This window comes from Enterobacter sp. RCC_40 (genome assembly GCF_041360735.1).
Taxonomy (GTDB): Bacteria; Pseudomonadota; Gammaproteobacteria; order Enterobacterales; family Enterobacteriaceae; genus Enterobacter; species Enterobacter ludwigii.
This window is the reverse complement of sequence record NZ_JBFUPR010000006.1, coordinates 123,208-147,437: the sequence shown is the minus strand read 5'-3', so window position 1 is coordinate 147,437 and position 24,230 is coordinate 123,208. Positions and strand designations below refer to the sequence as shown.

The 24,230-nt window shown below is 56.0% G+C and carries 18 protein-coding genes; 8 read left to right on the top strand and 10 right to left on the bottom strand.

Features of this window, described 5'->3' with window-relative positions; translation table 11 throughout:
- Positions 1-283 precede the first annotated feature (283 nt).
- From feoA to feoC, 3 genes are read left to right on the top strand one after another with little or no spacing between them, the layout of a single operon-like run.
- Positions 284-511 (top strand): ferrous iron transporter A, encoded by a 228-nt coding sequence (gene feoA, locus AB6731_RS18835; RefSeq protein ID WP_020884570.1) that lies wholly within the window; start codon positions 284-286, stop codon positions 509-511.
- 30 nt (positions 512-541) lie between these two features.
- On the top strand, positions 542-2,860 hold the full coding sequence (gene feoB, locus AB6731_RS18830; protein ID WP_078774753.1) for a Fe(2+) transporter permease subunit FeoB: 2,319 nt from the start codon (positions 542-544) through the stop codon (positions 2,858-2,860).
- A 10-nt stretch (positions 2,861-2,870) separates the two neighbouring features.
- On the top strand, positions 2,871-3,110 hold the full coding sequence (gene feoC / locus AB6731_RS18825; protein WP_014171968.1) for a [Fe-S]-dependent transcriptional repressor FeoC: 240 nt from the start codon (positions 2,871-2,873) through the stop codon (positions 3,108-3,110).
- A 30-nt stretch (positions 3,111-3,140) separates the two neighbouring features.
- On the opposite strand, the gene AB6731_RS18820 is transcribed toward feoC, so the two are convergent.
- Both AB6731_RS18820 and bioH read right to left on the bottom strand, forming a co-directional pair.
- A complete protein-coding gene (locus tag AB6731_RS18820) occupies positions 3,141-3,410 on the bottom strand; it encodes a YdgH/BhsA/McbA-like domain containing protein (RefSeq protein WP_020884569.1) in 270 nt (89 codons plus the stop codon).
- Between the two features lie 111 nt (positions 3,411-3,521).
- A complete protein-coding gene (gene bioH / locus AB6731_RS18815) occupies positions 3,522-4,295 on the bottom strand; it encodes a pimeloyl-ACP methyl ester esterase BioH (RefSeq protein WP_371006660.1) in 774 nt (257 codons plus the stop codon).
- Positions 4,296-4,331: 36 nt separating this feature from the next.
- Between bioH and gntX the strand changes: the two genes are divergently transcribed.
- The 3 genes from gntX (at position 4,332) to gntT (ending at position 7,276) form a co-directional block, all read left to right on the top strand.
- The gene (gene gntX / locus AB6731_RS18810) at positions 4,332-5,015 is read left to right on the top strand and encodes a DNA utilization protein GntX (protein WP_020884567.1); all 684 of its coding nucleotides are present in this window, start codon (positions 4,332-4,334) and stop codon (positions 5,013-5,015) included.
- A 61-nt stretch (positions 5,016-5,076) separates the two neighbouring features.
- The gene (gene nfuA, locus AB6731_RS18805; protein ID WP_003861601.1) at positions 5,077-5,652 is read left to right on the top strand and encodes a Fe-S biogenesis protein NfuA; all 576 of its coding nucleotides are present in this window, start codon (positions 5,077-5,079) and stop codon (positions 5,650-5,652) included.
- Positions 5,653-5,959: 307 nt separating this feature from the next.
- Positions 5,960-7,276, top strand: coding sequence for a gluconate transporter (gene gntT / locus AB6731_RS18800; RefSeq protein ID WP_014171973.1), 1,317 nt, complete (start codon positions 5,960-5,962; stop codon positions 7,274-7,276).
- Positions 7,277-7,328: 52 nt separating this feature from the next.
- On the opposite strand, the gene malQ is transcribed toward gntT, so the two are convergent.
- Both malQ and malP read right to left on the bottom strand, forming a co-directional pair.
- A complete protein-coding gene (malQ, locus tag AB6731_RS18795) occupies positions 7,329-9,410 on the bottom strand; it encodes a 4-alpha-glucanotransferase (protein ID WP_047355675.1) in 2,082 nt (693 codons plus the stop codon).
- A gap of 9 nt (positions 9,411-9,419) precedes the next feature.
- Positions 9,420-11,813 carry a maltodextrin phosphorylase gene (malP, locus tag AB6731_RS18790; protein ID WP_025202851.1) on the bottom strand — a complete coding sequence of 798 codons (2,394 nt, stop codon included), beginning with the start codon at positions 11,811-11,813 and terminating at the stop codon, positions 9,420-9,422.
- Positions 11,814-12,398: 585 nt separating this feature from the next.
- On the opposite strand from malP, the gene malT reads away from it, so the two are divergent.
- On the top strand, positions 12,399-15,104 hold the full coding sequence (malT, locus tag AB6731_RS18785; protein WP_020884564.1) for an HTH-type transcriptional regulator MalT: 2,706 nt from the start codon (positions 12,399-12,401) through the stop codon (positions 15,102-15,104).
- Between the two features lie 84 nt (positions 15,105-15,188).
- On the opposite strand, the gene AB6731_RS18780 is transcribed toward malT, so the two are convergent.
- From AB6731_RS18780 to glpE, 3 genes are read right to left on the bottom strand one after another with little or no spacing between them, the layout of a single operon-like run.
- Positions 15,189-15,947, bottom strand: a complete 759-nt coding sequence (locus tag AB6731_RS18780; RefSeq protein ID WP_008503060.1) for a DeoR/GlpR family transcriptional regulator — start codon at positions 15,945-15,947, stop codon at positions 15,189-15,191.
- A gap of 16 nt (positions 15,948-15,963) precedes the next feature.
- Positions 15,964-16,794 carry a rhomboid family intramembrane serine protease GlpG gene (gene glpG / locus AB6731_RS18775; protein ID WP_106503540.1) on the bottom strand — a complete coding sequence of 277 codons (831 nt, stop codon included), beginning with the start codon at positions 16,792-16,794 and terminating at the stop codon, positions 15,964-15,966.
- 47 nt (positions 16,795-16,841) lie between these two features.
- A complete protein-coding gene (glpE, locus tag AB6731_RS18770) occupies positions 16,842-17,174 on the bottom strand; it encodes a thiosulfate sulfurtransferase GlpE (RefSeq protein ID WP_020884562.1) in 333 nt (110 codons plus the stop codon).
- Between the two features lie 252 nt (positions 17,175-17,426).
- Here glpE and glpD point away from each other — a divergent pair, with 252 nt between their 5' ends.
- Entirely contained in the window at positions 17,427-18,935 is a 1,509-nt protein-coding gene (gene glpD, locus AB6731_RS18765) for a glycerol-3-phosphate dehydrogenase (protein WP_020884561.1), read from the top strand.
- Positions 18,936-19,022: 87 nt separating this feature from the next.
- Here glpD and glgP read toward each other — a convergent pair whose 3' ends face one another.
- From glgP to glgC, 3 genes are read right to left on the bottom strand one after another with little or no spacing between them, the layout of a single operon-like run.
- Positions 19,023-21,470: a glycogen phosphorylase gene (glgP, locus tag AB6731_RS18760; RefSeq protein ID WP_014171981.1), complete on the bottom strand. Its 2,448-nt coding sequence runs from the start codon at positions 21,468-21,470 to the stop codon at positions 19,023-19,025.
- An 18-nt stretch (positions 21,471-21,488) separates the two neighbouring features.
- Entirely contained in the window at positions 21,489-22,922 is a 1,434-nt protein-coding gene (gene glgA / locus AB6731_RS18755) for a glycogen synthase GlgA (RefSeq protein ID WP_371006658.1), read from the bottom strand.
- Entirely contained in the window at positions 22,922-24,217 is a 1,296-nt protein-coding gene (gene glgC, locus AB6731_RS18750; protein WP_020884559.1) for a glucose-1-phosphate adenylyltransferase, read from the bottom strand. Before glgC ends, glgA begins: the two co-directional genes overlap by 1 nt.
- Positions 24,218-24,230: the final 13 nt, after the last annotated feature.

Genomic DNA, 24,230 nt, shown 5'->3' with positions numbered 1-24,230 from the left:
AAAGGCCCGGTGATGCGTCACTCACCGGGCCGTTATCCCGCCGAAATTAATTGTAAAATATGAAACCGGTTGTATATCTATATTTCAACCATCAGTGATCACACTATTAACAAATAAGCCTTTCCTCTCCCTGCCGCAGAATCAGTAAATATTGAGCAAGGTCAAACAGGCCGTAAATTAATACCGCAAACAACATTCCGTCACAGTTTTATTATTGCTGATAAAAACTATTCTCATTATCATCCCATAGTAGATATTTTAACCTCTCGTGGAATCAGGCATTATGCAATTCACTCCAGACAGTGCATGGAAAATTACCGGTTTTACCCACGAAATTAGCCCGGCCTATCGACAAAAGCTGCTGTCGCTGGGCATGCTGCCCGGCTCGTCATTTCAGGTCGTGCGCGTCGCCCCGTTAGGTGATCCGGTGCATATCGAAACCCGACGCGTAAATCTGGTATTGCGTAAAAAAGATCTCGCATTAATAGAAGTCGAAGCCTTATCCCGATAACAAGCCAGCGGTTTCAGTGAGTCCAGAAAAATGAAAAAATTAACTATTGGCTTAATTGGCAATCCTAATTCCGGCAAGACAACGCTATTTAACCAGCTCACGGGTGCGCGCCAGCGCGTCGGTAACTGGGCTGGCGTAACGGTTGAACGTAAAGAAGGCCTGTTCTCAACAACAGATCACCAGGTCACACTGGTTGACCTGCCCGGCACGTACTCCTTAACCACGATCTCCTCGCAAACTTCGCTCGATGAGCAGATTGCCTGCCACTATATTCTTAGCGGCGACGCGGATCTGCTCATCAACGTGGTTGATGCCTCAAACCTTGAGCGTAACCTCTACCTGACGCTGCAGCTGCTGGAGCTGGGCATTCCCTGCATCGTGGCGCTCAACATGCTCGACATTGCAGAGAAACAGAAACTGCGTATCGACGTCGATGCCCTCTCCGCACGGCTGGGGTGCCCGGTCGTTCCGCTGGTGTCGACGCGCGCCCGCGGTATTGATGCCCTGAAACTGGCTATCGATCGCCACGCGGGAAATCGTAACGTTGAGCTGGTGCACTACGCCCAGCCGCTCCTGCGCGAAGCGGATCTGCTGGCGCAAGAGATGGACAAAAGCATGCCCGCGAAACAGCGCCTGTGGCTCGGCCTGCAAATGCTGGAAGGGGATATCTACAGCCGCGCCTATGCTGGTCATGCGGCAGATAAACTGGACGTGGTCCTCGCCCGTCTGAGCGACGAGCTGGATGACCCGGCCCTGCATATCGCTGATGCTCGCTATCAGGCCATCGCCGCGATTTGCGACGTGGTCAGTAACGCCCTGACGGCGGAACCGAGCCGCTTCACCGCTGCCGTGGATAAGGTTGTGCTTAACCGTTTCCTCGGTTTGCCGGTCTTCTTGCTGGTGATGTACCTGATGTTCTTGCTCGCCATTAACATTGGTGGCGCACTCCAGCCGATTTTCGATGCCGGTTCCGTTGCTATCTTTGTTCATGGCATTCAGTGGGTGGGTTACACCCTGCATTTCCCGGAATGGCTGACCATCTTCCTTGCCCAGGGGATTGGCGGTGGTATCAACACCGTACTGCCTCTGGTGCCGCAAATCGGCATGATGTATCTGTTCCTCTCCTTCCTTGAGGATTCCGGTTACATGGCGCGCGCCGCCTTCGTCATGGATCGCCTGATGCAGGCGCTCGGTCTGCCGGGCAAATCCTTCGTGCCGCTGATCGTGGGCTTCGGCTGTAACGTGCCCTCGGTTATGGGTGCCCGTACGCTGGATGCGCCGCGTGAACGTCTGATGACCATTATGATGGCACCGTTTATGTCCTGCGGTGCGCGACTGGCTATCTTCGCGGTCTTTGCCGCGGCCTTCTTTGGGCAGCAGGGGGCGCTGGCGGTCTTCTCGCTGTACGTGCTGGGTATCGTCATGGCCATTCTCACGGGGCTGATGCTGAAACACACCATCATGCGCGGCGAAGCGTCGCCGTTCGTTATGGAGCTGCCGGTCTACCACGTCCCCCATCTTAAAAGCCTGGTGATCCAGACGTGGCAGCGCCTGAAAGGCTTCGTCCTGCGTGCCGGTAAAGTGATTGTTATCGTGAGTATTTTCCTGAGCGCGCTGAACAGCTTCACCCTGAGCGGACAGGCTGCGGATAACATCAACGACTCCGCCCTCGCCTCCGTCAGCCGCGTCATAACCCCGGTCTTCAAACCGATCGGCGTCCATGACGATAACTGGCAGGCGACCGTCGGTCTGTTCACCGGTGCGATGGCGAAAGAGGTGGTCGTCGGGACCCTGAATACGCTCTACACCGCGGAGAACATCCAGGAGCAAGGGTTCAATCCGGCAGAGTTTCATCTCGGTAACGAACTACTGGGCGCCGTCGAAGAGACATGGCAGAGCCTGAAAGACACCTTCAGTCTGAGCGTGCTGGCGAACCCTATCGAGGCCAGTAAAGGTGACGGCGAAATGGCAACGGGTGCCATGGGCGTGATGAGCGAGAAATTTGGTAGCGCCTCTGCGGCCTACAGCTACCTCATCTTTGTTCTGCTCTATATTCCGTGCATCTCCGTCATGGGCGCGATTGCCCGCGAGTCCAGCCGTGGCTGGATGGGCTTCTCCATTCTGTGGGGGCTCAACATCGCTTACTCGCTGGCGACACTCTTTTATCAGACCGTTAACTTTAGCCAGCACCCGCGTTATAGCCTGGTGTGCATCCTGGCGGTTGTGCTGTTTAACGTGCTCGTTCTCGGCCTGCTACGCCGGGCACGCAGCCGGGTTGATATCAACCTGCTGGCAAACCGCAAAACGGCTGCCACCTGCTGCAACAGCCCGGCGGGCGACTGTCACTAAGGGGTAAGCCATGGCATCGTTGATTCAGGTACGTGATCTGCTGGCGTTACAAGGGCGAATGGAGGCGAAACAGCTGAGCCTCACCCTGCATACGCCGCAGCCGATGATCGATGCCATGCTGGAAAGGCTGGAAGCCATGGGAAAAGCGGTGCGTATTCAGGAAGAGGCGGAGGGCTGCCTGTCCGGCAGTTGTAAAAGCTGCCCGGAAGGAAAAGCCTGTCTCAGAGAGTGGTGGGCACTGCGCGCATAAAGCCGGGCATCGCTGCCCGGCATTAACGTATTACTTATAGACGTCCGCCGTTGCGCGCACGTTTTTGGTCTGTTTTTCTGCACTGGTGACGACGTAGTACTTCCCACCCAGCTCATCCGCTTTCTTAGACAGCTCTCTTTTAGCGTCCATCGGCGCGGTCGTGTCAGACGTAGAAATCTCACCAACTTTGGTCAGATTCATCCCGGCAACTTTATCTTTTTCCAGCTCTTGTGCCGCAAAGGCGCCAAATGAAAGTGACCCAATAACCAGAGAAGTGACGATACCTGTAACAAGTTTCATAGCCTGACTCTCCATAGGATTGTTGTTTTGATTATCGTAGGCAGAACAACCGCAACGACATCTGGAGTATGGTTGCGGTGTGAAACTTTTTCCAGGCTGGATAGAAAATAATCAGTCTAAACGTTGACTTAACGCAATCAGCGCTGAACAAAACTCCGCCGGATGAGAGATAAACGGCGCATGCGCGGCTTTGTTTATCACCAGAGACTCACTTTGTGGCCAGAGTGAATCCAGCACTGGAACCACTTTGCGCGGCACCAGCCCGTCGAGGTAGCCGTAGATACGCAGGTGCGGCATCGCCAGCGCGGCCAGCGCCTCACGCAAATCGACGGTTTTGAGGATCTCAAGCCCCCCGTTAAGCACCTCAACGTCCGGCATCGGCAGGGAAAGCACGGTCTGCTTCAGCGCTCTGGCATCCTGACGCGCGGTGTCGGTTCCCATTGTCTGCAGGGCCAGGAAACGCTCAACGGTCCGCTGGAAGTCTTCGCTCAACTGTTTCTGGAACCCGGCCAGCACATCCGGTTTTATGCCCGGCCAGTCGTCCTTTGCACTGAAGCACGGTGACGAGGCTACCGTGACCAGCGCACGCACGCGCTCGGGATGGGTCAACGCAATCTGGCTCGCCACCAGTCCGCCCAGGCTCCAGCCCAGCCAGATGGCGTGTTGCGGCGCAGCGTCCAGCACCTGCTGCGCCATCTCCTCGACCGACATTGCCCCAAAGCCGCGGCTGCGGCCAAAGCCCGGTAAATCCACCAGATGCAGGGTAAATTGCGAGGCGAGTTCCCCGGTTATGCAATTCCATACTTCGGCATTCAGGCCCCATCCGTGCAGCAGCACAAGATGGCAATTTCCCGTCCCTACGGTCTGCCACCACAGCGTCTTCATCAGTTACTGTTCTCTTTTTTCACATGGAGGTTGCACATGTTAACAGTGCCTGGCTTGTGCTGGCTATGCCGGATGCCGCTTGCCCTCAGCGCATGGGGCGTCTGCTCCGTTTGCACCCGCTCGCTGAAAAGGCAGGCGATGACGTGTCCGCAGTGTGGGCTAAATGCCACCGGCCGGGACGTTCCCTGCGGCCGCTGCCTGAAAAAAGCGCCGCCGTGGTGTGCCCTGGTGGCTGTGGATGATTATGTTGCGCCGTTAAGCGGCCTTATTCATGCGCTGAAGTTTGCCGGCCAGAGTGTGCTGGCGCGTCCCCTCGCCCGCCTGTTACTGCTGGCCGTTTTACAGGCGCGACGCACCCGCGGCCTGCCGAACATCGACATGGTGGTCAACGTGCCTTTATACCGTCGCCGACACTGGCGACGCGGCTACAACCAAAGTGATCTGCTCTGCCGCCCGCTCGCGCGATGGCTCGGTTGCCGGTACGACGCCCGTGCGCTCAAACGCGTCCATAATACGGCTATCCAGCATCAGCTCACGGCCCGGCTTCGCAAAAGGAACCTCAAAAATGCCTTTCGTCTTGAATTCCCGGTCAAAGGCCTCCATATCGCGATTGTGGATGATGTCGTCACCACAGGCAGTACCGTTGCTGAACTTTCCCGACTGCTTTTGCAAAGCGGCGCCGCGTCGGTTCAGGTATGGTGTCTGTGCCGTACCTTGTAGCCCTTCTTCAATGGGCGTATGATTATACCCAGGTAATTTAGTCAACTATTAGGCCAAAGCTATGATCCGTATTTCCGATTCTGCACAAGCGCACTTTGCCAAACTGCTGGCAAATCAGGAAGAAGGGACGCAGATCCGCGTGTTTGTGATCAATCCAGGCACTCCGAATGCAGAATGTGGTGTCTCTTATTGTCCTCCGGACGCAGTGGAAGCGACTGACACTGCCCTTAAATTTGAACAGCTCACGGCTTACGTTGATGAGCTGAGCGCACCGTATCTTGAAGATGCGGAGATCGACTTCGTCACCGATCAGCTGGGTTCTCAGCTGACCCTGAAAGCGCCAAACGCCAAAATGCGTAAAGTGTCTGACGATGCCCCACTGATGGAGCGCGTCGAGTACCTGCTGCAGTCTCAGATCAACCCGCAGCTGGCGGGCCACGGCGGGCGTGTTTCCCTGATGGAAATTACTGAAGACGGCCTGGCGATCCTGCAGTTCGGTGGCGGTTGTAACGGTTGTTCAATGGTTGATGTCACGCTGAAAGAAGGGATCGAGAAGCAGCTGCTGAACGAATTCCCGGAACTGAAAGGTGTGCGCGATCTGACCGAACACCAGCGCGGCGAGCACTCTTACTACTAAGCGTCCGCCTGCTTTTGCCCGGTGGCGCTATGCTTACCGGGCCTGTTTTCCCCTCCCTGCCTTGCCTCCCCATATGTTGACCTGCGTCTCATAATTCAAATTTAGCCCCCCAGGGTGATTCTCAACCACGACATGTTACCCGTATCATTCTCGTGAGCACTAAGCACCTTCATAACAGCCGACTAAACTTAATAGTTTCCAAGGCAACAGTATTAGTGCCGTTAACACTCTGTTCCCAGTTGGGACAATCGGAATTTGTCGTTGAAACAATGACGTTACCCATAACAATTCAAAGGCCAGGTAAATCATGCCATTAGTCATCGTTGCTATCGGTGTTGTGTTATTACTGCTCTTGATGATCCGTTTCAAAATGAACGGGTTTATCGCTCTGGTTCTGGTGGCACTTGCAGTCGGTCTGATGCAAGGGATGCCGCTGGTGAAAGTCATCAGCTCCATTAAAGCCGGTGTCGGTGGCACGCTCGGTAGCCTGGCACTGATCATGGGCTTTGGCGCTATGCTCGGCAAAATGCTGGCGGACTGTGGGGGCGCCCAGCGTATTGCCACCACGCTGATTGCCAAATTTGGTAAGAAGAATATCCAGTGGGCAGTTGTGTTAACCGGGTTTACCGTCGGTTTCGCACTGTTCTATGAAGTGGGCTTCGTGCTGATGCTGCCACTGGTGTTCACGATCGCAGCGGCAGCGAACATTCCACTGCTGTATGTCGGTGTACCGATGGCCGCCGCGCTGTCCGTTACGCACGGTTTCCTGCCACCACACCCGGGTCCAACCGCGATCGCCACCATCTTCCATGCCGATATGGGTAAAACCCTGCTGTTCGGTACGATTCTGGCAATCCCGACGGTGATCCTGGCCGGCCCGGTTTATGCCCGCTTCCTGAAAGGGATTGATAAGCCTATCCCGGAAGGTCTGTACAGCGCGAAAACCTTCACGGAAGAAGAGATGCCTGGTTTTGGCGTCAGCGTCTGGACCTCTCTGGTGCCGGTCATCCTGATGGCGATGCGTGCCGTGGCGGAAATGATCCTGCCAAAAGGCCACCCGTTCCTGTCCGTTGCCGAGTTCCTGGGCGACCCGGTGATGGCGACGCTGATTGCGGTGCTGATTGCGATGTTCACCTTCGGCCTGAACCGTGGTCGTTCAATGGATCAGATTAACGACACGCTGACCTCTTCCATCAAAATCATTGCCATGATGCTGCTGATTATCGGTGGTGGCGGTGCGTTCAAGCAGGTGCTGGTCGACAGCGGCGTGGATAAATACATCGCGGCCATGATGCATGAAACCAATGTGTCACCGCTGCTGATGGCGTGGTCTATCGCTGCGGTGCTGCGTATCGCGCTCGGCTCTGCAACCGTTGCGGCAATCACCGCCGGTGGTATCGTTGCGCCGCTGATTGCGACGACGGGCGTGAGCCCTGAGCTGATGGTTATCGCGGTAGGTTCCGGTAGCGTGATTTTCTCTCACGTGAACGATCCGGGTTTCTGGCTGTTCAAGGAATATTTCAACCTGACTATCGGTGAAACCATCAAGTCCTGGTCTGCACTGGAAACCATTATTTCAGTGTGTGGTCTGGTCGGGGTTCTGCTGTTGAACATGGTTATCTGATATCAAAAAGCCGGGTAGCTTGCGCTTACCCGGCTTTCTTCTCTCTGCGAGACTACCGCGTTTTACCCACCGCTTTTCTGCGCTTATCCAAATCCTTAATCAGCCTGTTCACCCCGTCATCGGCAAACATCTTCTCAAGCGTGATGGACAATTTGCGACGCCAGTTCTTGTACTGATAGCTGGTACCCGGAATGTTCACCGGCTCCGCCATATCAATCCAGTCTTCCGGCTGCAGACCCAGCAGGGCACTGTTGCTGTCGGCGATATAGCGCTGCAATCCGCGGTTGAGCGTAGGCGTCATCGACATCAGTGATGCCTTATGCCCGGCGCGTTTCGGCAGGCAGCCATGCTTGTGTAACGCATCAAGCAACCCTTGCTTCGCCAGCTCGCGATCCTGATACAGCCCGCGTAAGACCTCTTCATCCGGATACAGGCCCAGCGTTTTACCGAGCGTCAGATCGCCGCTTTCCCAATAGCCACGAAGCGTAGGAAGGTCATGCGTCGTCGCGACTGCCATTGACTGTTCAGGGTACGCTTTCGGCGCGCGGAAGGTTTTCTCATGGTCGTTTTCAAAATAGAGCACTTTATAGGAGTAAACACCGCTGTCGCGGAGCTTACTGACAATCTCAACCGGCACGGTACCGAGATCTTCGCCGATCACCATGCACTGATGACGTTTACTCTCCAGCGCCAGGATCGAGAGCAGATCGTCAACCGGATACTGTACATACGCGCCGTGGTCAGCCGTTTCACCATAAGGGATCCACCACAGACGCAGGACGGACATCACGTGGTCAATTCGCAGCGCGCCGCAGTTTTGCATGTTGGCGCGCAGCAGGTCGATAAACGGCTCGTAAGCCCGCGCAGCCATGACGTGCGGATCCATCGGCGGCAAGCCCCAGTTCTGGCCGAGCGGGCCAAGAATATCCGGCGGTGCGCCCACGGAGGCCTTCAGGCAATAAAGCTCGCGGTCACACCAGGTTTCCGCCCCGCCTTCTGCCACGCCAACGGCCAGATCGCGGTACAGGCCGATCGGCATTTTATAGCCCTGGCTCACCTGCCAGCATGCGGCAAACTGGCTGTAAGCCAGCCACTGCAGCCAGAGGAAGAAATCCACCTCGTCAGCATACTTTTTGCAGAACGCCTGCACTTCGGGCGTATCGACAGATTGATACGCTTCCGGCCATACCGGCCAGCCCCAGCGCATTTCGTCCTCTTTTACCTGATAAGCGTGCAATGCATCGAACGCCGCCTGCCAGTAAAGGCTCTCGCCTTCCTGAGCTACAAACTGGCGGAAAGCCGACATTTGCTCGTCATCACGCTGCGAAAAACCTTTCCACGCCAGACGTAACGCGGCCATTTTCAGTGCGGTGACGGTGGCATAGTCTACCCAGTCCGTCTCGCGCGCCTGCTTCAGCGCCTGCTGAGTGGTCGTGAGGTTCCACCACGCCTGCGCCTCTTTGCTGCTTTTGAAATCGTCTAAGGCATTCACGTCAATGTAAATCACGTTCAGCCAGCGACGGGATGACGGGCTGTACGGACTGGCACTTTCCGGGTTCGCCGGATAGAGCGCATGAATGGGGTTGAGGCCGATAAACGCACCGCCGCGCTCGCCCACATCCGCCAGCATCTTTTTCAGGTCGCCAAAATCGCCGATACCCCAGTTGCTGTCAGAGCGCAGCGTGTAGAGCTGCACGCAGGCCCCCCACAGCTTTTTACCCTCGAGCAACGCCTGCGGCTCATAGCAGCGTTTTGGCGCAACAATCACCCGACAATGAAAACGCTGGTCGTCCTGCGTGAGGGTTAATGTGTGATAGCCCTCCGGCAGTTTTGCCGGAAGGTTAAGCGCTTTGCCACCGGTGGCGTGGCCTTTGTGCTGTTGCCCCTCTTCAGTCGTGAGCAGCCAGCTAAATTCGCCGCGCCCGTTTACCGTAAGCGGCATCTTTTTACCGGCGGTAAACACCTTCACGTTCGGCACCGGAGCAACCGACGCTTTCGCGTCGGCCTTGTGCATGGCATCCAGCAAACGTCTTTTGGTGTCGGCGCCAATAGACTGTGGTTTGCCGTGAGCATTAATGTAACTGAGGCTGATCCCCGCCGCCTGCGCGGCACTGTCCAGACGTTTACTCTCCATCGCGCTTCCTTAGCGTTTTGCCTGCCAGATACGAGCCTGATAATCACGGATTGAGCGGTCAGAACTGAACATCCCGCAGCGGGCGGTGTTCAGAATGCACGCCCGGGTCCACGCTTCCTGGTCGCGATACAGCACGTCGACCTGTTTTTGCGCGTCCACATAGGCCGTAAAGTCCGCCATGACCAGATACGGGTCACCGCCGTGTTTGTCCATGCTGTGCAGCATCTGGTCAAAGGCATGTTTATCGCCATCGCTGTACTTACCGCTTTCCAGCTCTTTCAGAACCGCATCAAGAACTTTGTCTTTCTTACGCCATTTCACCGGGTCGTAACCTTTGGCCTTGAGGGCTTTCACTTCTTCGACGGTATGGCCGAAGATAAAGATGTTCTCTTCCCCCACCTTTTCGGCGATCTCGACGTTCGCGCCGTCGAGCGTACCGACGGTCAGCGCACCGTTCAGCGCCAGCTTCATGTTGCCGGTACCGGAAGCTTCTTTCCCTGCCGTGGAGATCTGCTCGGAGATATCCGCCGCCGGGATCAGCATCTCAGCTGCAGAGACGCAGTAGTCCGGCAGGAACACCACCTTCAGCTTGTCACCCACTTTCGGATCGTTATTGATGGCCGCGGCCACTTTATTAATGGCGAGGATAATGTTTTTCGCCAGGTAGTAGCCCGGTGCGGCTTTCGCCCCAAACAGGAACACGCGCGGTACACGGTCAGCCTGCGGGTTCTCGCGGATCTCTTTATACAGCGCCAGAATGTGCAGCAGGTTCAGGTGCTGGCGTTTGTACTCATGCAGACGTTTGATCTGAATATCGAAAATGGCGTTCGGGTTGATCTCAATCCCGGTACGCGCTTTGACAAAATGCGCCAGACGCACTTTGTTTTCGAGCTTAATGGCGCGGTACTGCTCGCGGAATGCCGCGTCGTCGGCATACTTTTCCAGATTGATAAGCTGGTCCAGATCGTTGGCCCACTCTTTCTTCAGGGTTTTGTCCAGCAGGCCGGCCAGCAGCGGGTTGCACTGCTTAATCCAGCGACGCGGCGTGATGCCGTTGGTCACGTTATGGAATTTGGTCGGCCACAGCTGGTGGTATTCCGGGAACAGGTCTTTCACCACCAGATCCGAGTGCAGCGCCGCCACACCGTTCACCGCAAAACCGCTCACCACGCACATGTTCGCCATGCGCACCTGTTTGTCATGTACCACAGCCAGCTTCGCCCACACCGCTTTGTCGCCCGGCCAGGTTTTATCCACTTGCTTTTTAAACGCGTCGTTAATCTTGTTGATGATCTGCATATGACGCGGCAGCAGGGCTTTCACCAGCTTCTCATCCCAGCACTCCAGCGCTTCAGGCATCAGGGTGTGGTTGGTATAGGCAAACGTACGGCTAGTGATCGCCCACGCGTCATCCCAGCTCAGCTGGTGCTCGTCAATCAGCACGCGCAGCAGTTCAGGAATCGCAATCGTCGGGTGCGTATCGTTAAGCTGGATCACTTCGAAGTCTGGCAGCTGCGCCAGCTTGCGGCCCGCCAGGTGATGACGACGCAGAATATCCGCAATGGAACAGGCACACTGGAAGTACTGCTGCATCAGACGCAGTTTCTTGCCCGCCAGATGGTTGTCGTTCGGGTAAAGGACTTTGGTCAGTTTCTCGGCGTCGATCCCCTGCTGCTCGGCACGCAGGAAATCGCCGTCGTTGAATTTGGTCAGGTTGAAGGGATGAGCATGCTTTGCCTGCCACAGACGCAGCGGTTGCGCCACGCCGTTACGGTAGCCCAGCACCGGCAGATCCCAGGCTTCGCCGGTCAGGGTAAACGCAGGCTCCCACAGCCCCTGCTTCGTGACTTTACCACCAATGCCCACCTGCACATCAAGCTGTGCATTGTGGCGGAACCAGGGGTAAGTATTGCGGTGCCAGTCATCCGGCGCTTCCATCTGATGACCATCAGCAAACGACTGACGGAACAGGCCGTACTGGTAGTTCAGACCGTAGCCAATGGCCGACTGACCCACGGTGGCCATCGAGTCAAGGAAACAGGCCGCCAGACGTCCCAGACCACCGTTACCCAGCGCCGGGTCAATCTCTTCTTCCAGCAGGTCGGTCAGGTTAATGTCATGCTCTTTCAGCACATCACCCACCTCCTGATACCAGCCGAGGTTCAACAGGTTGTTACCTGTCAGACGGCCAATCAGGAACTCCATTGAGATGTAGTTAACGTGGCGCTGGTCTTTCGCCGGTTTTGCCAACGGTTGAGCATCCAGCTGCTCCGCGAGCGCACCGCTCACTGCCTGCCACCACTGGTGAGGCGTCATCTCGTTTGCAGCGTGAAGGCCAAAACGCTGCCACTGACGCGTCAGGGCAGCCTGGAATTGAGCTTTGTTAAAGGTAGGCTGTGACATAGGGAATTGGCATCCTGTAGAGAGAAAACACATGTTGGCGCTAGTGTGCCAGGCTCATTTCGCCTCTTCCTCATCCCGCAGGGGATTAGGCAGGGAGGAGTAGCGGGGATGAGCATAAAAGTGTGATCAAGGCCACTCTGAGAGCATAGTGTGAGTGTGCCAGGAAGAAAAAAAGATAACCGGGGAGAATGTCAAAAAAATGAAATACAGTTTCGGATGAAATTAATCCGCGCCGAAATGATTACTTACGCAGAATAATATTTCTGCAATGGGGCCTTACCTAAGGGGATTATTAATCTCACTCAACTTTACCCGAACTTTATTAAATTTGACGTCACTATACCTTTCTGAAACCAGTTTCAGCGTAACCGTGTGACACTGGGACAAGCCAGCGCTGACGCGGTGTTAAAGCCATTCTGGAAAAGTTCCGGTACTCGCCTGAATGTTTTGTGACAGAGTGCAAATTCAGAGCCACAAAACCCAGACATAACTTGCAATAGTTCTCTTTCTGGCCGACCTTATAGCTATTAATTACGAAGCGCAAAAAAAATAAATTCTCTCGTTCCCCACAGTGAAGTGAAAACTATGTTGATTCCGTCTAAATTAAGTCGCCCGGTTCGTCTTGACCATACAGTGGTCCGCGAGCGTCTGCTGGCTAAACTTTCCGGCGCGCATAATTTCCGACTGGCGCTGGTTACGAGCCCTGCAGGTTATGGAAAAACAACGCTCATTTCGCAATGGGCCGCAGGTAAGAGCGACCTTGGCTGGTACTCCCTTGATGAGGGCGATAACCAGCAAGAGCGTTTTGCCAGCTATCTGATTGCCGCCATTCAGCAGGCAACCAACGGACACTGCGTCGCCAGTGAGGTCATGGTGCAAAAGCGCCAGTACGCCAGCCTGTCTTCCCTTTTCTCACAGCTGTTTATCGAACTGGCCGAATGGCATCGCCCGCTGTACGTGGTGATTGATGATTATCATCTCATCACTAACCCGGTTATCCATGAATCGATGCGTTTCTTCCTGCGTCATCAGCCGGAAAACCTGACCCTGGTCGTGCTGTCGCGTAACCTGCCGCAACTGGGCATCGCCAACCTGCGCGTGCGCGATCAGCTGCTGGAAGTCGGCAGCCAGCAGCTGGCCTTTACCCATCAGGAAGCCAAACAGTTCTTTGACTGTCGACTGAACTCGCCAATTGAGGCCTCCGAAAGCAGCCGCCTGTGTGATGATGTCGCCGGCTGGGCGACGGCGCTGCAGCTGATTGCCCTCTCTGCCCGGCAAAATAACAGCCCGACGCACCAGTCTGCGCGTCGCCTGGCGGGGATTAACGCGAGCCATCTTTCTGATTATCTCGTCGACGAAGTGCTGAACAGCGTTGATCCGTCGACCCGAAATTTCCTGCTCAAAAGTTCTCTGCTGCGTTCCATGAACGACGCGCTGATCGTGCGCGTGACCGGCTGTGAAAACGGTCAGCTGCAGCTGGAAGAGATTGAACGCCAGGGCCTGTTCCTGACCCGAATGGACGATCCCGGCGAGTGGTTCAGCTATCACCCACTGTTCGGCAGCTTCCTGCGCCAGCGCTGTCAGTGGGAGCTTGCGACGGAACTGCCGGAAATCCATCGCGCCGCCGCCGAAAGCTGGATGGCGCAAGGTTTCCCGAGCGAGGCGATTCACCACGCGCTTGCCGCCGGTGATGCCGGCATGCTGCGCGATATCCTCCTTAACCACGCATGGGGCTTGTTTAACCACAGCGAGCTGACGCTGCTTGAAGAGTCACTGAAAGCCCTGCCGTGGGAGAGCCTGCTGGAGAATCCGCGCCTGGTGCTGCTGCAGGCCTGGCTGATGCAGAGCCAGCATCGCTACAGTGAAGTAAATACCCTGCTGGCACGTGCCGAGCAGGAGATGGAAAGCGATATGGATGCCACCCTGCACGGCGAATTCAACGCCCTGCGAGCGCAGGTGGCGATTAACGACGGTGATCCGGAAGAGGCAGAGCGCCTGGCGATGGTTGCGCTGGATGAACTGCCGCTGGCCAATTTCTACAGCCGTATTGTGGCCACCTCGGTACACGGTGAAGTTCTGCACTGCAAAGGCGAGCTGACGCGCTCCCTTTCGCTCATGCAACAAACTGAACAGATGGCCCGCCGCCACGATGTCTGGCATTACGCGCTGTGGAGCCTGATCCAGCAAAGTGAAATTTTGTTTGCGCAGGGGTTCCTGCAGGCCGCCTGGGAAAATCAGGAAAAGGCCTTCCAGCTGATTCGTGAGCAGCATCTGGAACAGCTGCCGATGCACGAGTTCCTGCTGCGCATTCGTGCACAGCTCCTTTGGGCATGGTCGCGTCTGGATGAAGCGGAAAGCTGCGCCCGTCAGGGTGTGGACGTTCTCTCCAGCTTCCAGCCACAGCAGCAATTGCAGTGCCTGGCGCTGCTGGTTCAGTGCTCGCTGGCGCGTGGCGATCTCGATAACGCCCGCAACCACCTTAACCGTCTGGAAAACCTGCTCGGTAACGGTCAGTACCACAGCGACTGGGTGTCCAACGCCGATAAGGTACGGGTGATTTACTGGCAGATGACCGGCGACAAAAAATCCGCCGCCAACTGGTTACGTCAGACCCCTAAACCGGAATTTGCCAACAACCACTTCCTGCAGAGCCAGTGGCGCAACATTGCCCGCGTCCAGATCCTGCTCGGTGAATTAGAACCTGCCGAAATCGTGCTGGAAGAGCTTAATGAAAACGCCCGTAGCCTGCGGCTGATGAGCGATCTCAACCGCAACCTGCTTCTGCTGAACCAGCTTTACTGGCAGGCGGGCCGCAAAAACGATGCCCAGCGCGTCCTGCTGGAAGCGCTGCAGCTGGCGAACCGCACCGGGTTTATCAGCCACTTTGTCATTGAAGGTGAAGTGATGGCCCAGCAACTGCGACAGTTGATTCAACTCAATACGCTGCCAGAGCTGGATCAGCATCGTGCCCAGCGTATTCTGCGCGAGATTAACCAGCACCATCGCCATAAGTTTGCGCACTTTGATGAGAACTTCGTTGAACGTCTGCTGAACCATCCGGAAGTACCGGAACTGATCCGCACCAGCCCGCTCACTCAGCGCGAATGGCAGGTGCTGGGGCTGATCTACTCAGGCTACAGCAACGAGCAGATCGCCGGTGAACTGGCGGTGGCGGCGACCACCATCAAAACCCATATCCGCAATCTCTATCAGAAGCTGGGCGTCGCCCATCGTCAGGATGCGGTGCAGCATGCACAGCAGCTGCTGAAGATGATGGGGTACGGCGTGTAATTCTGGTGCGCGTGGGTGCCCTCACCCGGGCCTGTTTTGCAGAAACTAAAAACGGCAACCTTCGGTTGCCGTTTTGCTTTTACGTCAGCACAGTTCCAGCTGCAGATTATTATCCTTAATCACCTGCATCACGCCTGCCGGCGGCATCACGTCGGTATAAACTGCATCAACCATGCTGATGCTGCCCATATTCACCATCGCGTTACGGCCAAACTTGGAGTGGTCCACCACGAGCATAACGTGGCGTGAATTCTCAATAATCGCGCGCTTGGTGCGGACTTCATGATAATCAAACTCCAGCAGGGAGCCATCGCTGTCGATACCGCTGATCCCGAGAATGCCGAAATCGAGACGGAACTGAGAGATAAAGTCGAGCGTCGCTTCACCGATGATGCCGCCGTCGCGGCTGCGTAACTCGCCGCCCGCAAGAATGATGCGGAAATCGTCTTTCTGCATCAGGGTATTCGCGACATTCAGGTTATTGGTCACGACGCGCAGGTTTTCATGATCCAGCAGCGCATGGGCGACCGCTTCCGGCGTGGTGCCGATATCAATAAACAGCGTCGCCCCGTTAGGGATCTGGCTGGCGACTTTCCGCGCAATGCGCTCTTTCTCCGCCGTTTGCGTGGCTTTACGGTCATGCCATGAGGTATTGACCGAGCTGGACGGCAGCGCCGCCCCGCCGTGGTGGCGCAGAATACGGTTTTGATCGGCAAGGTCGTTCAGGTCACGACGAATGGTCTGCGGGCTGACGGCAAACTGCTCGACCAGCTCTTCGGTACTGACATATCCCTGTTTTTTAACCAGTTCGATAATGGCGTCATGACGTTGTGTTTGTTTCATCAATTATCCCTGAGAATTATGTTCGTTTTCGCGCATGGAGCGTGTCGGCAAACGCCATCGCCAGCCCAACGGCCAGCCCGGTGACGTGTGCACCATTGGCGATAGACATACCAAACAGATCAAACCATCCGGCAATTAACCATATTAACGCAAAGGTTATTAACCCGCGTTGCAGATAGATGCCACTTTCAGGATCGCGCTCACCTCTGAGCCAGACATAGCCCATCAGGGCATACACAACACCTGATAATCCGCCAAACCACGGGCCGCTGAATTTGTGCTGCACATAGCCACTCAACAGGGCACTGATGACGGTGATCACAATCAGCTTCCCGCTGCCAAGACGCTTCTCGACGGCACCGCCAAGGTACCACCACCACAGCAGGTTAAAGAGAATATGCATCACCGAGAAGTGCATCAGCGCGTGGGTAAAATAGCGCCAGACGTCAACGTCCAGTGAAGGGTCATAGGGCCATGCCAGGGCGATCATGACGCTCTGGTCGCCGACCACGTTCATCATAATGAACACGATAATGCAGGCCGCCATCAGCAGCAGCGTAAAAGGACCCGCGCGTTCGCGCACGGTGGCAAAAAAGGGAAAACGGCGATAGTGCAGCCCGCTGTCCGTCTGGCCTGATTGCCAGCTTGCGGCCAGATAGCGCGGGTCGCCAGGGTTCTCAAGGAATCGCGCCAGCTCCTCATTTACCCTCGCGGCCTGGCTCTCGTCGGCCAGCCACACATCGGTCTGATGATGTTGCTGGATGGTCAGAATAACGCCCTGCGTCGCCATATAGTCGACAAACGCCTGGGCGACGCGCGGGTTGGTAAAAGAGGTGATCATCAACATGGGCAGCCGTCGCTTATTTCCACACAAAAGGGGACAGTATAGCGGTATCAGCGCTCAAACGCGTATTCAACTTCTGCCGGGAAATGACGATGCCAGGCATCGAAGCCGCCATCAACGCTGTAAACCGCATCGTAGCCCTGCTGAAGCAGGTACTGCGCTGCACCTTTACTGCTGTTGCCGTGGTAGCACATGACCATCACCGGCGTGTCGAAATCGTTATCGCGCATAAACGCGCCCAGGGAGTCGTTGGTCAGGTGGAACGCGCCTGGCGTGTGGCCCATCGCAAAGCTCTGTGGATCGCGGATGTCCACCAGCACAGCCGTTCCCTGGTGCATTTTCTGATGGGCTTCTTCTACGTTAATACATTCAAACTGATCCATGGTGCTCTCATCTTATATTCAGGTGTGGTGCGCTTCCTCTCGCCCCCACTCTCTCCTGAAGTGAGACGGTTGGGCGAGGGCATCAAGCGGCACTATTTTACCCCGTAGTGTACGTCCTGGCGGCGGGTAAACGCCATTATGTTATCCATATCACTCTAAATTGTTTTTTTGATGTTACCAAAAGCGCGTTCCTTTGCTATTATGAGCGATATCGAACATTTCTGAGCTTTAACGAAAGTGCGTGAGGGTGTTATGGAAACCAAAGATCTGATTGTGATAGGCGGTGGCATCAACGGTGCCGGGATTGCGGCCGATGCTGCAGGACGCGGTTTATCCGTGCTGATGCTGGAAGCTAACGATCTCGCCTGCGCGACTTCGTCCGCCAGCTCCAAACTGATCCACGGTGGCCTGCGCTACCTGGAACACTACGAATTCCGCCTGGTCAGCGAAGCCCTGGCCGAACGTGAAGTGCTGCTGAAAATGGCCCCGCATCTGGCGATTCCGATGCGCTTTCGCCTGCCCCACCGCCCGCATCTGCGTCCGGCGTGGATGATTCGAATCGGTCTGTTTATGTACGATCATCTGGGCAAACGTACCAGCCTGCCAGGATCGACCGGTTTGCGTTTTGGCTCAGAATCGGTCCTTAAACCTGAAATCGTGCGCGGATTCGAATATTCCGACTGCTGGGTAGACGATGCGCGTCTGGTCCTTGCCAATGCGCAGATGGTGGTGAAAAAAGGCGGCGAGGTGAAAACCCGCACCCGCGCCACGGCTGCCCGTCGTGAAAACGGCCTGTGGGTTGTTGAAGCGGAAGACGTGGATACCGGCGAGAAGTTCAGCTGGAAAGCGCGCGGCCTGGTAAACGCCACCGGTCCGTGGGTGAAACAGTTCTTTGATGAGGGAATGCACCTGCCTTCGCCGTACGGCATCCGCCTGATCAAAGGCAGCCACATTGTCGTGCCACGCGTGCATACCCAGAAGCAGGCCTATATCCTGCAAAACGAAGATAAACGTATCGTGTTTGTGATCCCGTGGATGGACGAGTTCTCCATCATCGGCACCACCGACGTGGAGTACAAAGGCGATCCGAAAAATGTCGAGATCGACGAAAGTGAAGTCAGCTACCTGCTGAAAGTGTATAACGCGCACTTCAAAAAACAGCTGGCACGCGATGACGTGGTCTGGACTTACTCCGGCGTGCGTCCGCTGTGTGATGACGAATCGGACTCACCGCAGGCCATCACCCGCGACTATACGCTGGATATTCATGACGTGGACGGCCAGGCACCGCTGCTGTCGGTCTTTGGCGGCAAGCTCACTACCTATCGTAAGCTGGCCGAACACGCGCTGGAAAAACTGGTGCCGTACTACAAGGGCATTGGCCCGGCCTGGACTAAAGGTGCCGTATTGCCTGGCGGCGATATTGGGGATAACCGCGATGATTATGCCGCGAAACTGCGCCGTCGTTACCCGTTCATCACCGAAGGGATGGCGCGTCACTACGCCCGTACCTACGGCAGTAATACGGAATGGATCCTGGGTGAAGCCAAAACGCTTGCCGACCTGGGTGAACATTTCGGTCACGAACTTTACGAAGCCGAACTGCGCTATCTGGTTGAAAACGAGTGGGTGCGCCGCCTGGATGATGCCATCTGGCGTCGTACCAAAGAAGGGATGTGGCTGGATGCCGAGCAGCAGTCGCGCGTGGCGCAGTGGCTGGCGCAGAACGCGGGAAAGCGTGAGCTGTCATTAGCATCATGATGTAAAAAAGCCCGGTGGCGTTACGCTTCCCGGGCCTGCAGATCGCATAAGCCGGGTCAGGCGAAGCCGCCACCCGGCTCTGTTTTTTTATAACCGCACGGGATCGATATGCCAGATAGTTTCAGCGTATTCTTTGATAGTACGGTCTGATGAGAAATAGCCCATATTGGCGATGTTATGCATCGCGGCGCTGGTCCACTTCTCCTGCTGACGGTACAACTCGTCCACGTTGTCCTGGCAGTCGACATAGCTGCGGTAATCCGCCAGCACCTGATAGTGGTCACCAAAGTTAATCAGTGAATCGACCAGATCGCGATAGCGGCTCGGCTCTTCAGGGTTAAACACGCCGGTGGCGATTTGCGTCAACACCTGGCGCAGCTCTTCATCTTCTTCGTAGTACTCGCGCGGCGAGTAGCCCTTCCTGCGAAGCGCCTCCACCTCCTCCGTCGTGTTACCGAAGATAAAGATATTCTCTGCCCCGACATGCTCCAGCATCTCAACGTTCGCACCATCCAGCGTACCGATGGTCAGTGCGCCATTCAGGGCAAACTTCATATTACTGGTGCCGGAGGCTTCCGTACCGGCCGTGGAAATCTGCTCAGACAGGTCCGCCGCAGGAATGATCAGCTGCGCCAGACTCACACTGTAGTTCGGGACAAAGACCACCTTCAGCTTGTCACCGATATCCGGATCGTTGTTGACCACCTTCGCCACATCATTGATGAGATGAATAATGTGCTTGGCCATGTAGTATGCCGACGCCGCCTTACCGGCAAAGATTTTCACCCGTGGCACCCAGTCGGCCGTTGGGTCGGCTTTGATGCGATTGTAGTGCGTGATGACGTGCAGCACGTTCATGAGCTGTCGCTTGTACTCATGGATACGCTTGATTTGCACATCAAACAACGCTTTCGGGTTGGCCACTACGTTCAGGTGCAGCGCAAGATACACCGACAGCCGCTTCTTGTTCAGAAGCTTGGCTTCACGCACGGCTTTGTTCACCGCCGGGAAATCCAGGTGCTGTTCAAGCTCGCCCAGCTGACTCAAATCGGTACGCCAGGTGCGGCCAATATGTTCGTCCAGGACGTCGGAGAGCGGCTGGTTAGCCAGCGCCAGCCAGCGACGCGGGGTAACACCGTTCGTCACGTTGCAAAAACGCGTCGGGAAGATCTTCGCGAAATCAGCAAACAGCGACTGCACCATCAGGTTCGAGTGCAGTCCGGAAACCCCGTTCACCTTGTGGCTGATCACCACCGCCAGCCAGGCCATACGCACGCGGCGACCGTTGGATTCATCAATGATTGAAGCCCGGCTCAGCAGGCCAGTATCGTTCGGATACTGCTCCTGCAGCGTCTTCAGGAAGTAGTCGTTAATCTCAAAGATAATCTGCAGATGGCGCGGCAAAATTTTACCGAGCATGTCGACCGGCCAGGTTTCCAGCGCTTCGCTCATCAGGGTGTGGTTGGTGTACGAGAAGACCTGGCAGGTCACTTCAAACGCATCATCCCAGCTGAATTTGTGCTCGTCGATCAGCAGACGCATGAGCTCGGGGATCGAAAGCACCGGGTGGGTGTCGTTGAGGTGAATGGCGGTTTTTTCCGCCAGGTTACTGTAGGTTTTGTGCAGCTGATAATGACGGCTCAGGATGTCCTGAATCGTCGCGGACACAAGGAAATACTCCTGACGCAGACGCAGTTCGCGTCCGGAATAGGTCGAGTCATCCGGATAAAGTACGCGGGAGACGTTTTCAGAGTGGTTTTTATCTTCCACCGCCGCAAAATAGTCGCCCTGGTTGAATTTACCGAGGTTGATTTCGCTACTGGCCTGGGCGCTCCACAGGCGCAGGGTATTGGTGGCATCGGTGTCGTAGCCGGGGATAATCTGGTCATAGGCCACGGCCAGGATCTCTTCCGTCTCAACCCAGCGGGATTTTTTTCCCTCCTGCTGAATACGGCCACCAAAGCGCACTTTGTAGCGCGTATTGTGTCGTTTGAATTCCCACGGGTTGCCGTACTCAAGCCAGTAGTCCGGAGACTCTTTCTGTCGGCCTTCCACAATGTTCTGTTTGAACATGCCGTAGTCGTAGCGAATCCCGTAGCCGCGGCCCGGCAGGGCCAGCGTCGCCAGCGAGTCCAGGAAACAGGCGGCCAGACGCCCCAGGCCGCCGTTACCGAGGCCCGGGTCATTCTCTTCGTCAATCAGCTCTTCTAAATCTAACCCCATCTCTTCCAGTGCGGTTTTGACGTCGTCATAGATACCGAGCGACAACAGCGCATTGGACAGCGTGCGGCCAATCAAAAATTCCATCGACAGGTAATAAACCTGCCGCGTTTCCTGCGAGAGCTGGGCGCGATTAGAGCGCAGCCAGCGTTCCACTAAGCGGTCACGCACGGCAAACAGCGTGGCGTTCAGCCACTCGTGTTTGTTGGCGATGACCGGGTCTTTCCCGATGGTAAACATCAGCTTATAGGCGATAGAGTGCTTTAACGCCTCAACGCTGAGCGTGGGTGAAGAATAGCTAAAAGGAGCATTCATATCAGTAACTTCGCCTCGTTACATCAAGCGTTGATAAAGGTCGCGGTATGACTGCGCCGCAACGTGCCAGCCAAAGTCCAGGGACATCGCCTGACGCTGAACGTAACGCCACAGAGATGGACGGGACCACAAGACGAAAGCACGCCGAATCGCCCGCAGCAGCGACCAGGCATTACTGTCCTCAAAGACAAACCCGCTGGCGATACCGTCCGCAAGGTTTTCCAGAGAACTGTCCGATACGGTATCCGCCAGCCCGCCGGTACGACGTACCAGCGGCAGCGTGCCGTATTTCAGGCCATAAAGCTGCGTCAGGCCACACGGTTCGAAACGGCTCGGCACCAGAATGACGTCAGCACCGCCCATAATCCGGTGCGAAAACGCTTCGTGATAGCCAATCTGCACCCCTACCTGCCCGGGGTGTTCCGCCGCTGCCGCAAGGAAACCTTCCTGCAGCACCGGGTCGCCGGCACCGAGCAGCGCCAGTTGTCCCCCCTGCTCCAGTAAGCCCGGCAGCGCCTCCAGCACTAAATCCAGCCCTTTCTGGCTGGTCAGACGGCTGACGACGGCGAACAGCGGCACTTTATCGTTCACCTTCAGCCCCATCGCAATCTGCAGCTGGCGTTTGTTTTCCGCTTTGTCTTCCACGGAATCGCGGCCATAGCGTGCCGCCAGCAGAAGATCGGTCTCCGGATTCCAGATCTGCTCATCAACGCCGTTGAGGATCCCCGACAGGCGGCCCTCACGATGGCGCTGTCGCAGCAGCCCTTCCAGACCGTTACCAAACTCCGGCTGGGTAATTTCCCGGGCGTAGGTCGGGCTCACGGCCGTAATGTGATCGGCGTAGTAGATGCCGGCTTTCAGGAACGAAATCTGCCCGTTAAACTCCAGCCCGTGCATGTTATAGAACGACCATGGCAGATCGATGTCATTCATGTGATGGGCATAGTACATGCCCTGATACGCCAGGTTGTGAACGGTAAAGACCGATTTCGCCGGGTGGCCGCGCGCCGCCAGATACGCCGGTGCAAGCCCGGCGTGCCAGTCGTGAGCGTGTACCACATTCGGGCGCCAGAACGGATCCAGCCCGGTTGCCATTTCAGCACCGACCCAGCCGAGCAGTGCGAAACGCAGCACGTTGTCGGTATAGGCGAACAGGTTCGTATCGTGATACGGGCTACCCGGTCGCTCGTATAAATGCGGCGCATCAATCAGGTAAATGCCTACGCCATTGTAATGTCCAAACAGCAGGGTGATGCGTCCGGCGAAGGTTTCACGACGAGTGACAACCTTTGCATCTGGAATACCACGCCGGATATCCGGAAAAGCGGGCAACAGAACTCGGGTATCTACACCCCCGGCGATTTGCGCCGCAGGCAATGCGCCAAGAACATCCGCCAGACCGCCCGTTTTTAACAACGGGAACATCTCAGAACATACATGTAAAACCTGCATTATCGCTCCTGTTTGACCTGCAGCTTCCGCAACATTTCCCGTGTTACTAACACGATCCCCTCTTCCGAACGGTAGAAACGACGCGCGTCTTCTTCCGCATTTTCACCAATCACCATGCCTTCAGGTATGACGCAGGCACGGTCGATAACGCAACGGCGCAGACGGCATGAGCGTCCGACCCAGACATCCGGCAGCAGCACCGCCGAATCGATATTACAGAATGAGTTCACGCGCACGCGGGGGAACAGCACCGACTGCACCACCACCGATCCTGAGATAATGCATCCGCCGGACACCAGCGAGTTCAGCGTCATGCCGTGACTGCCGGAGCGGTCCTGAACGAATTTCGCCGGCGGCAGCGATTCCATGTGGGTACGGATTGGCCAGTTCTGGTCGTACATATCCAGTTCAGGCGTCACCGACGCGAGATCGAGGTTTGCCTTCCAGTAGGCCTCAAGCGTTCCGACGTCGCGCCAGTAAGGTTCAGCATTCGGATCAGACTGCACGCAGGACAACGGGAAGGGATGTGCATACGCCATGCCAGCTTTGGTAATTTTCGGAATGATATCTTTGCCGAAGTCGTGGCTGGAGTTTTCGTCTTTGTCGTCTTCTTCCAGCAGCGCGTAAAGATAATCGGCATCAAAGACATAGATCCCCATGCTGGCGAGCGATTTGGTATCGTCCCCTGGCATTGTCGGTGGGTTCGCCGGTTTTTCGACAAAATCGATAATCTTGTCGTCGGCATCGACGTGCATCACCCCAAATGCCGTCGCCTCAGCAACAGGCACGGGCAGGCATGCCACGGTGCAACGCGCCCCTTTTTCGACGTGGTCGATCAGCATGTGGGAGTAGTCTTGCTTGTAGATATGATCGCCCGCGAGGATCACGATGTATTCCGCGTTATAACGACGAATAATGTCGAGGTTTTGCGTCACCGCATCCGCCGTCCCGCGATACCAGTTCTCACCGTGAACGCGCTGCTGGGCAGGCAGAAGATCGACAAACTCATTCATCTCTTCACTGAAGAATGACCAGCCGCGCTGGATGTGCTGCACCAGAGTATGCGACTGATACTGCGTAATGACGCCAATGCGGCGAATGCCTGAGTTCAGACAGTTGGAGAGCGCAAAGTCGATAATACGGAACTTACCACCAAAGTGGACGGCAGGTTTGGCGCGTTTGATGGTCAAATCTTTCAGACGAGTACCACGCCCGCCTGCGAGTATCAGGGCAACAGTTTTTAATGGTAGCTGGCGTGCCAACATTAAGGGATCGTTCTTCTCTAATCTAACCATGACTAACTCCTTT

Excerpts from the sequence above, each read along its gene's own strand:
- glpG (WP_106503540.1), bottom strand. The coding sequence starts at position 16,794 with ATGTTGATGATCACCTCTTTTACCAACCCGCGCGTCGCCCAGGCGTTT.
- feoA (WP_020884570.1), top strand. The coding sequence starts at position 284 with ATGCAATTCACTCCAGACAGTGCATGGAAAATTACCGGTTTTACCCAC.
- gntT (WP_014171973.1), top strand. The coding sequence starts at position 5,960 with ATGCCATTAGTCATCGTTGCTATCGGTGTTGTGTTATTACTGCTCTTG.
- feoC (WP_014171968.1), top strand. The coding sequence starts at position 2,871 with ATGGCATCGTTGATTCAGGTACGTGATCTGCTGGCGTTACAAGGGCGA.
- malP (WP_025202851.1), bottom strand. The coding sequence starts at position 11,813 with ATGTCACAGCCTACCTTTAACAAAGCTCAATTCCAGGCTGCCCTGACG.
- bioH (WP_371006660.1), bottom strand. The coding sequence starts at position 4,295 with ATGAAGACGCTGTGGTGGCAGACCGTAGGGACGGGAAATTGCCATCTT.
- glpD (WP_020884561.1), top strand. The coding sequence starts at position 17,427 with ATGGAAACCAAAGATCTGATTGTGATAGGCGGTGGCATCAACGGTGCC.
- malQ (WP_047355675.1), bottom strand. The coding sequence starts at position 9,410 with ATGGAGAGTAAACGTCTGGACAGTGCCGCGCAGGCGGCGGGGATCAGC.
- feoB (WP_078774753.1), top strand. The coding sequence starts at position 542 with ATGAAAAAATTAACTATTGGCTTAATTGGCAATCCTAATTCCGGCAAG.
- glgP (WP_014171981.1), bottom strand. The coding sequence starts at position 21,470 with ATGAATGCTCCTTTTAGCTATTCTTCACCCACGCTCAGCGTTGAGGCG.
- glpE (WP_020884562.1), bottom strand. The coding sequence starts at position 17,174 with ATGGATCAGTTTGAATGTATTAACGTAGAAGAAGCCCATCAGAAAATG.
- glgA (WP_371006658.1), bottom strand. The coding sequence starts at position 22,922 with ATGCAGGTTTTACATGTATGTTCTGAGATGTTCCCGTTGTTAAAAACG.
- AB6731_RS18820 (WP_020884569.1), bottom strand. The coding sequence starts at position 3,410 with ATGAAACTTGTTACAGGTATCGTCACTTCTCTGGTTATTGGGTCACTT.
- AB6731_RS18780 (WP_008503060.1), bottom strand. The coding sequence starts at position 15,947 with ATGAAACAAACACAACGTCATGACGCCATTATCGAACTGGTTAAAAAA.
- malT (WP_020884564.1), top strand. The coding sequence starts at position 12,399 with ATGTTGATTCCGTCTAAATTAAGTCGCCCGGTTCGTCTTGACCATACA.
- glgC (WP_020884559.1), bottom strand. The coding sequence starts at position 24,217 with ATGGTTAGATTAGAGAAGAACGATCCCTTAATGTTGGCACGCCAGCTA.
- gntX (WP_020884567.1), top strand. The coding sequence starts at position 4,332 with ATGTTAACAGTGCCTGGCTTGTGCTGGCTATGCCGGATGCCGCTTGCC.
- nfuA (WP_003861601.1), top strand. The coding sequence starts at position 5,077 with ATGATCCGTATTTCCGATTCTGCACAAGCGCACTTTGCCAAACTGCTG.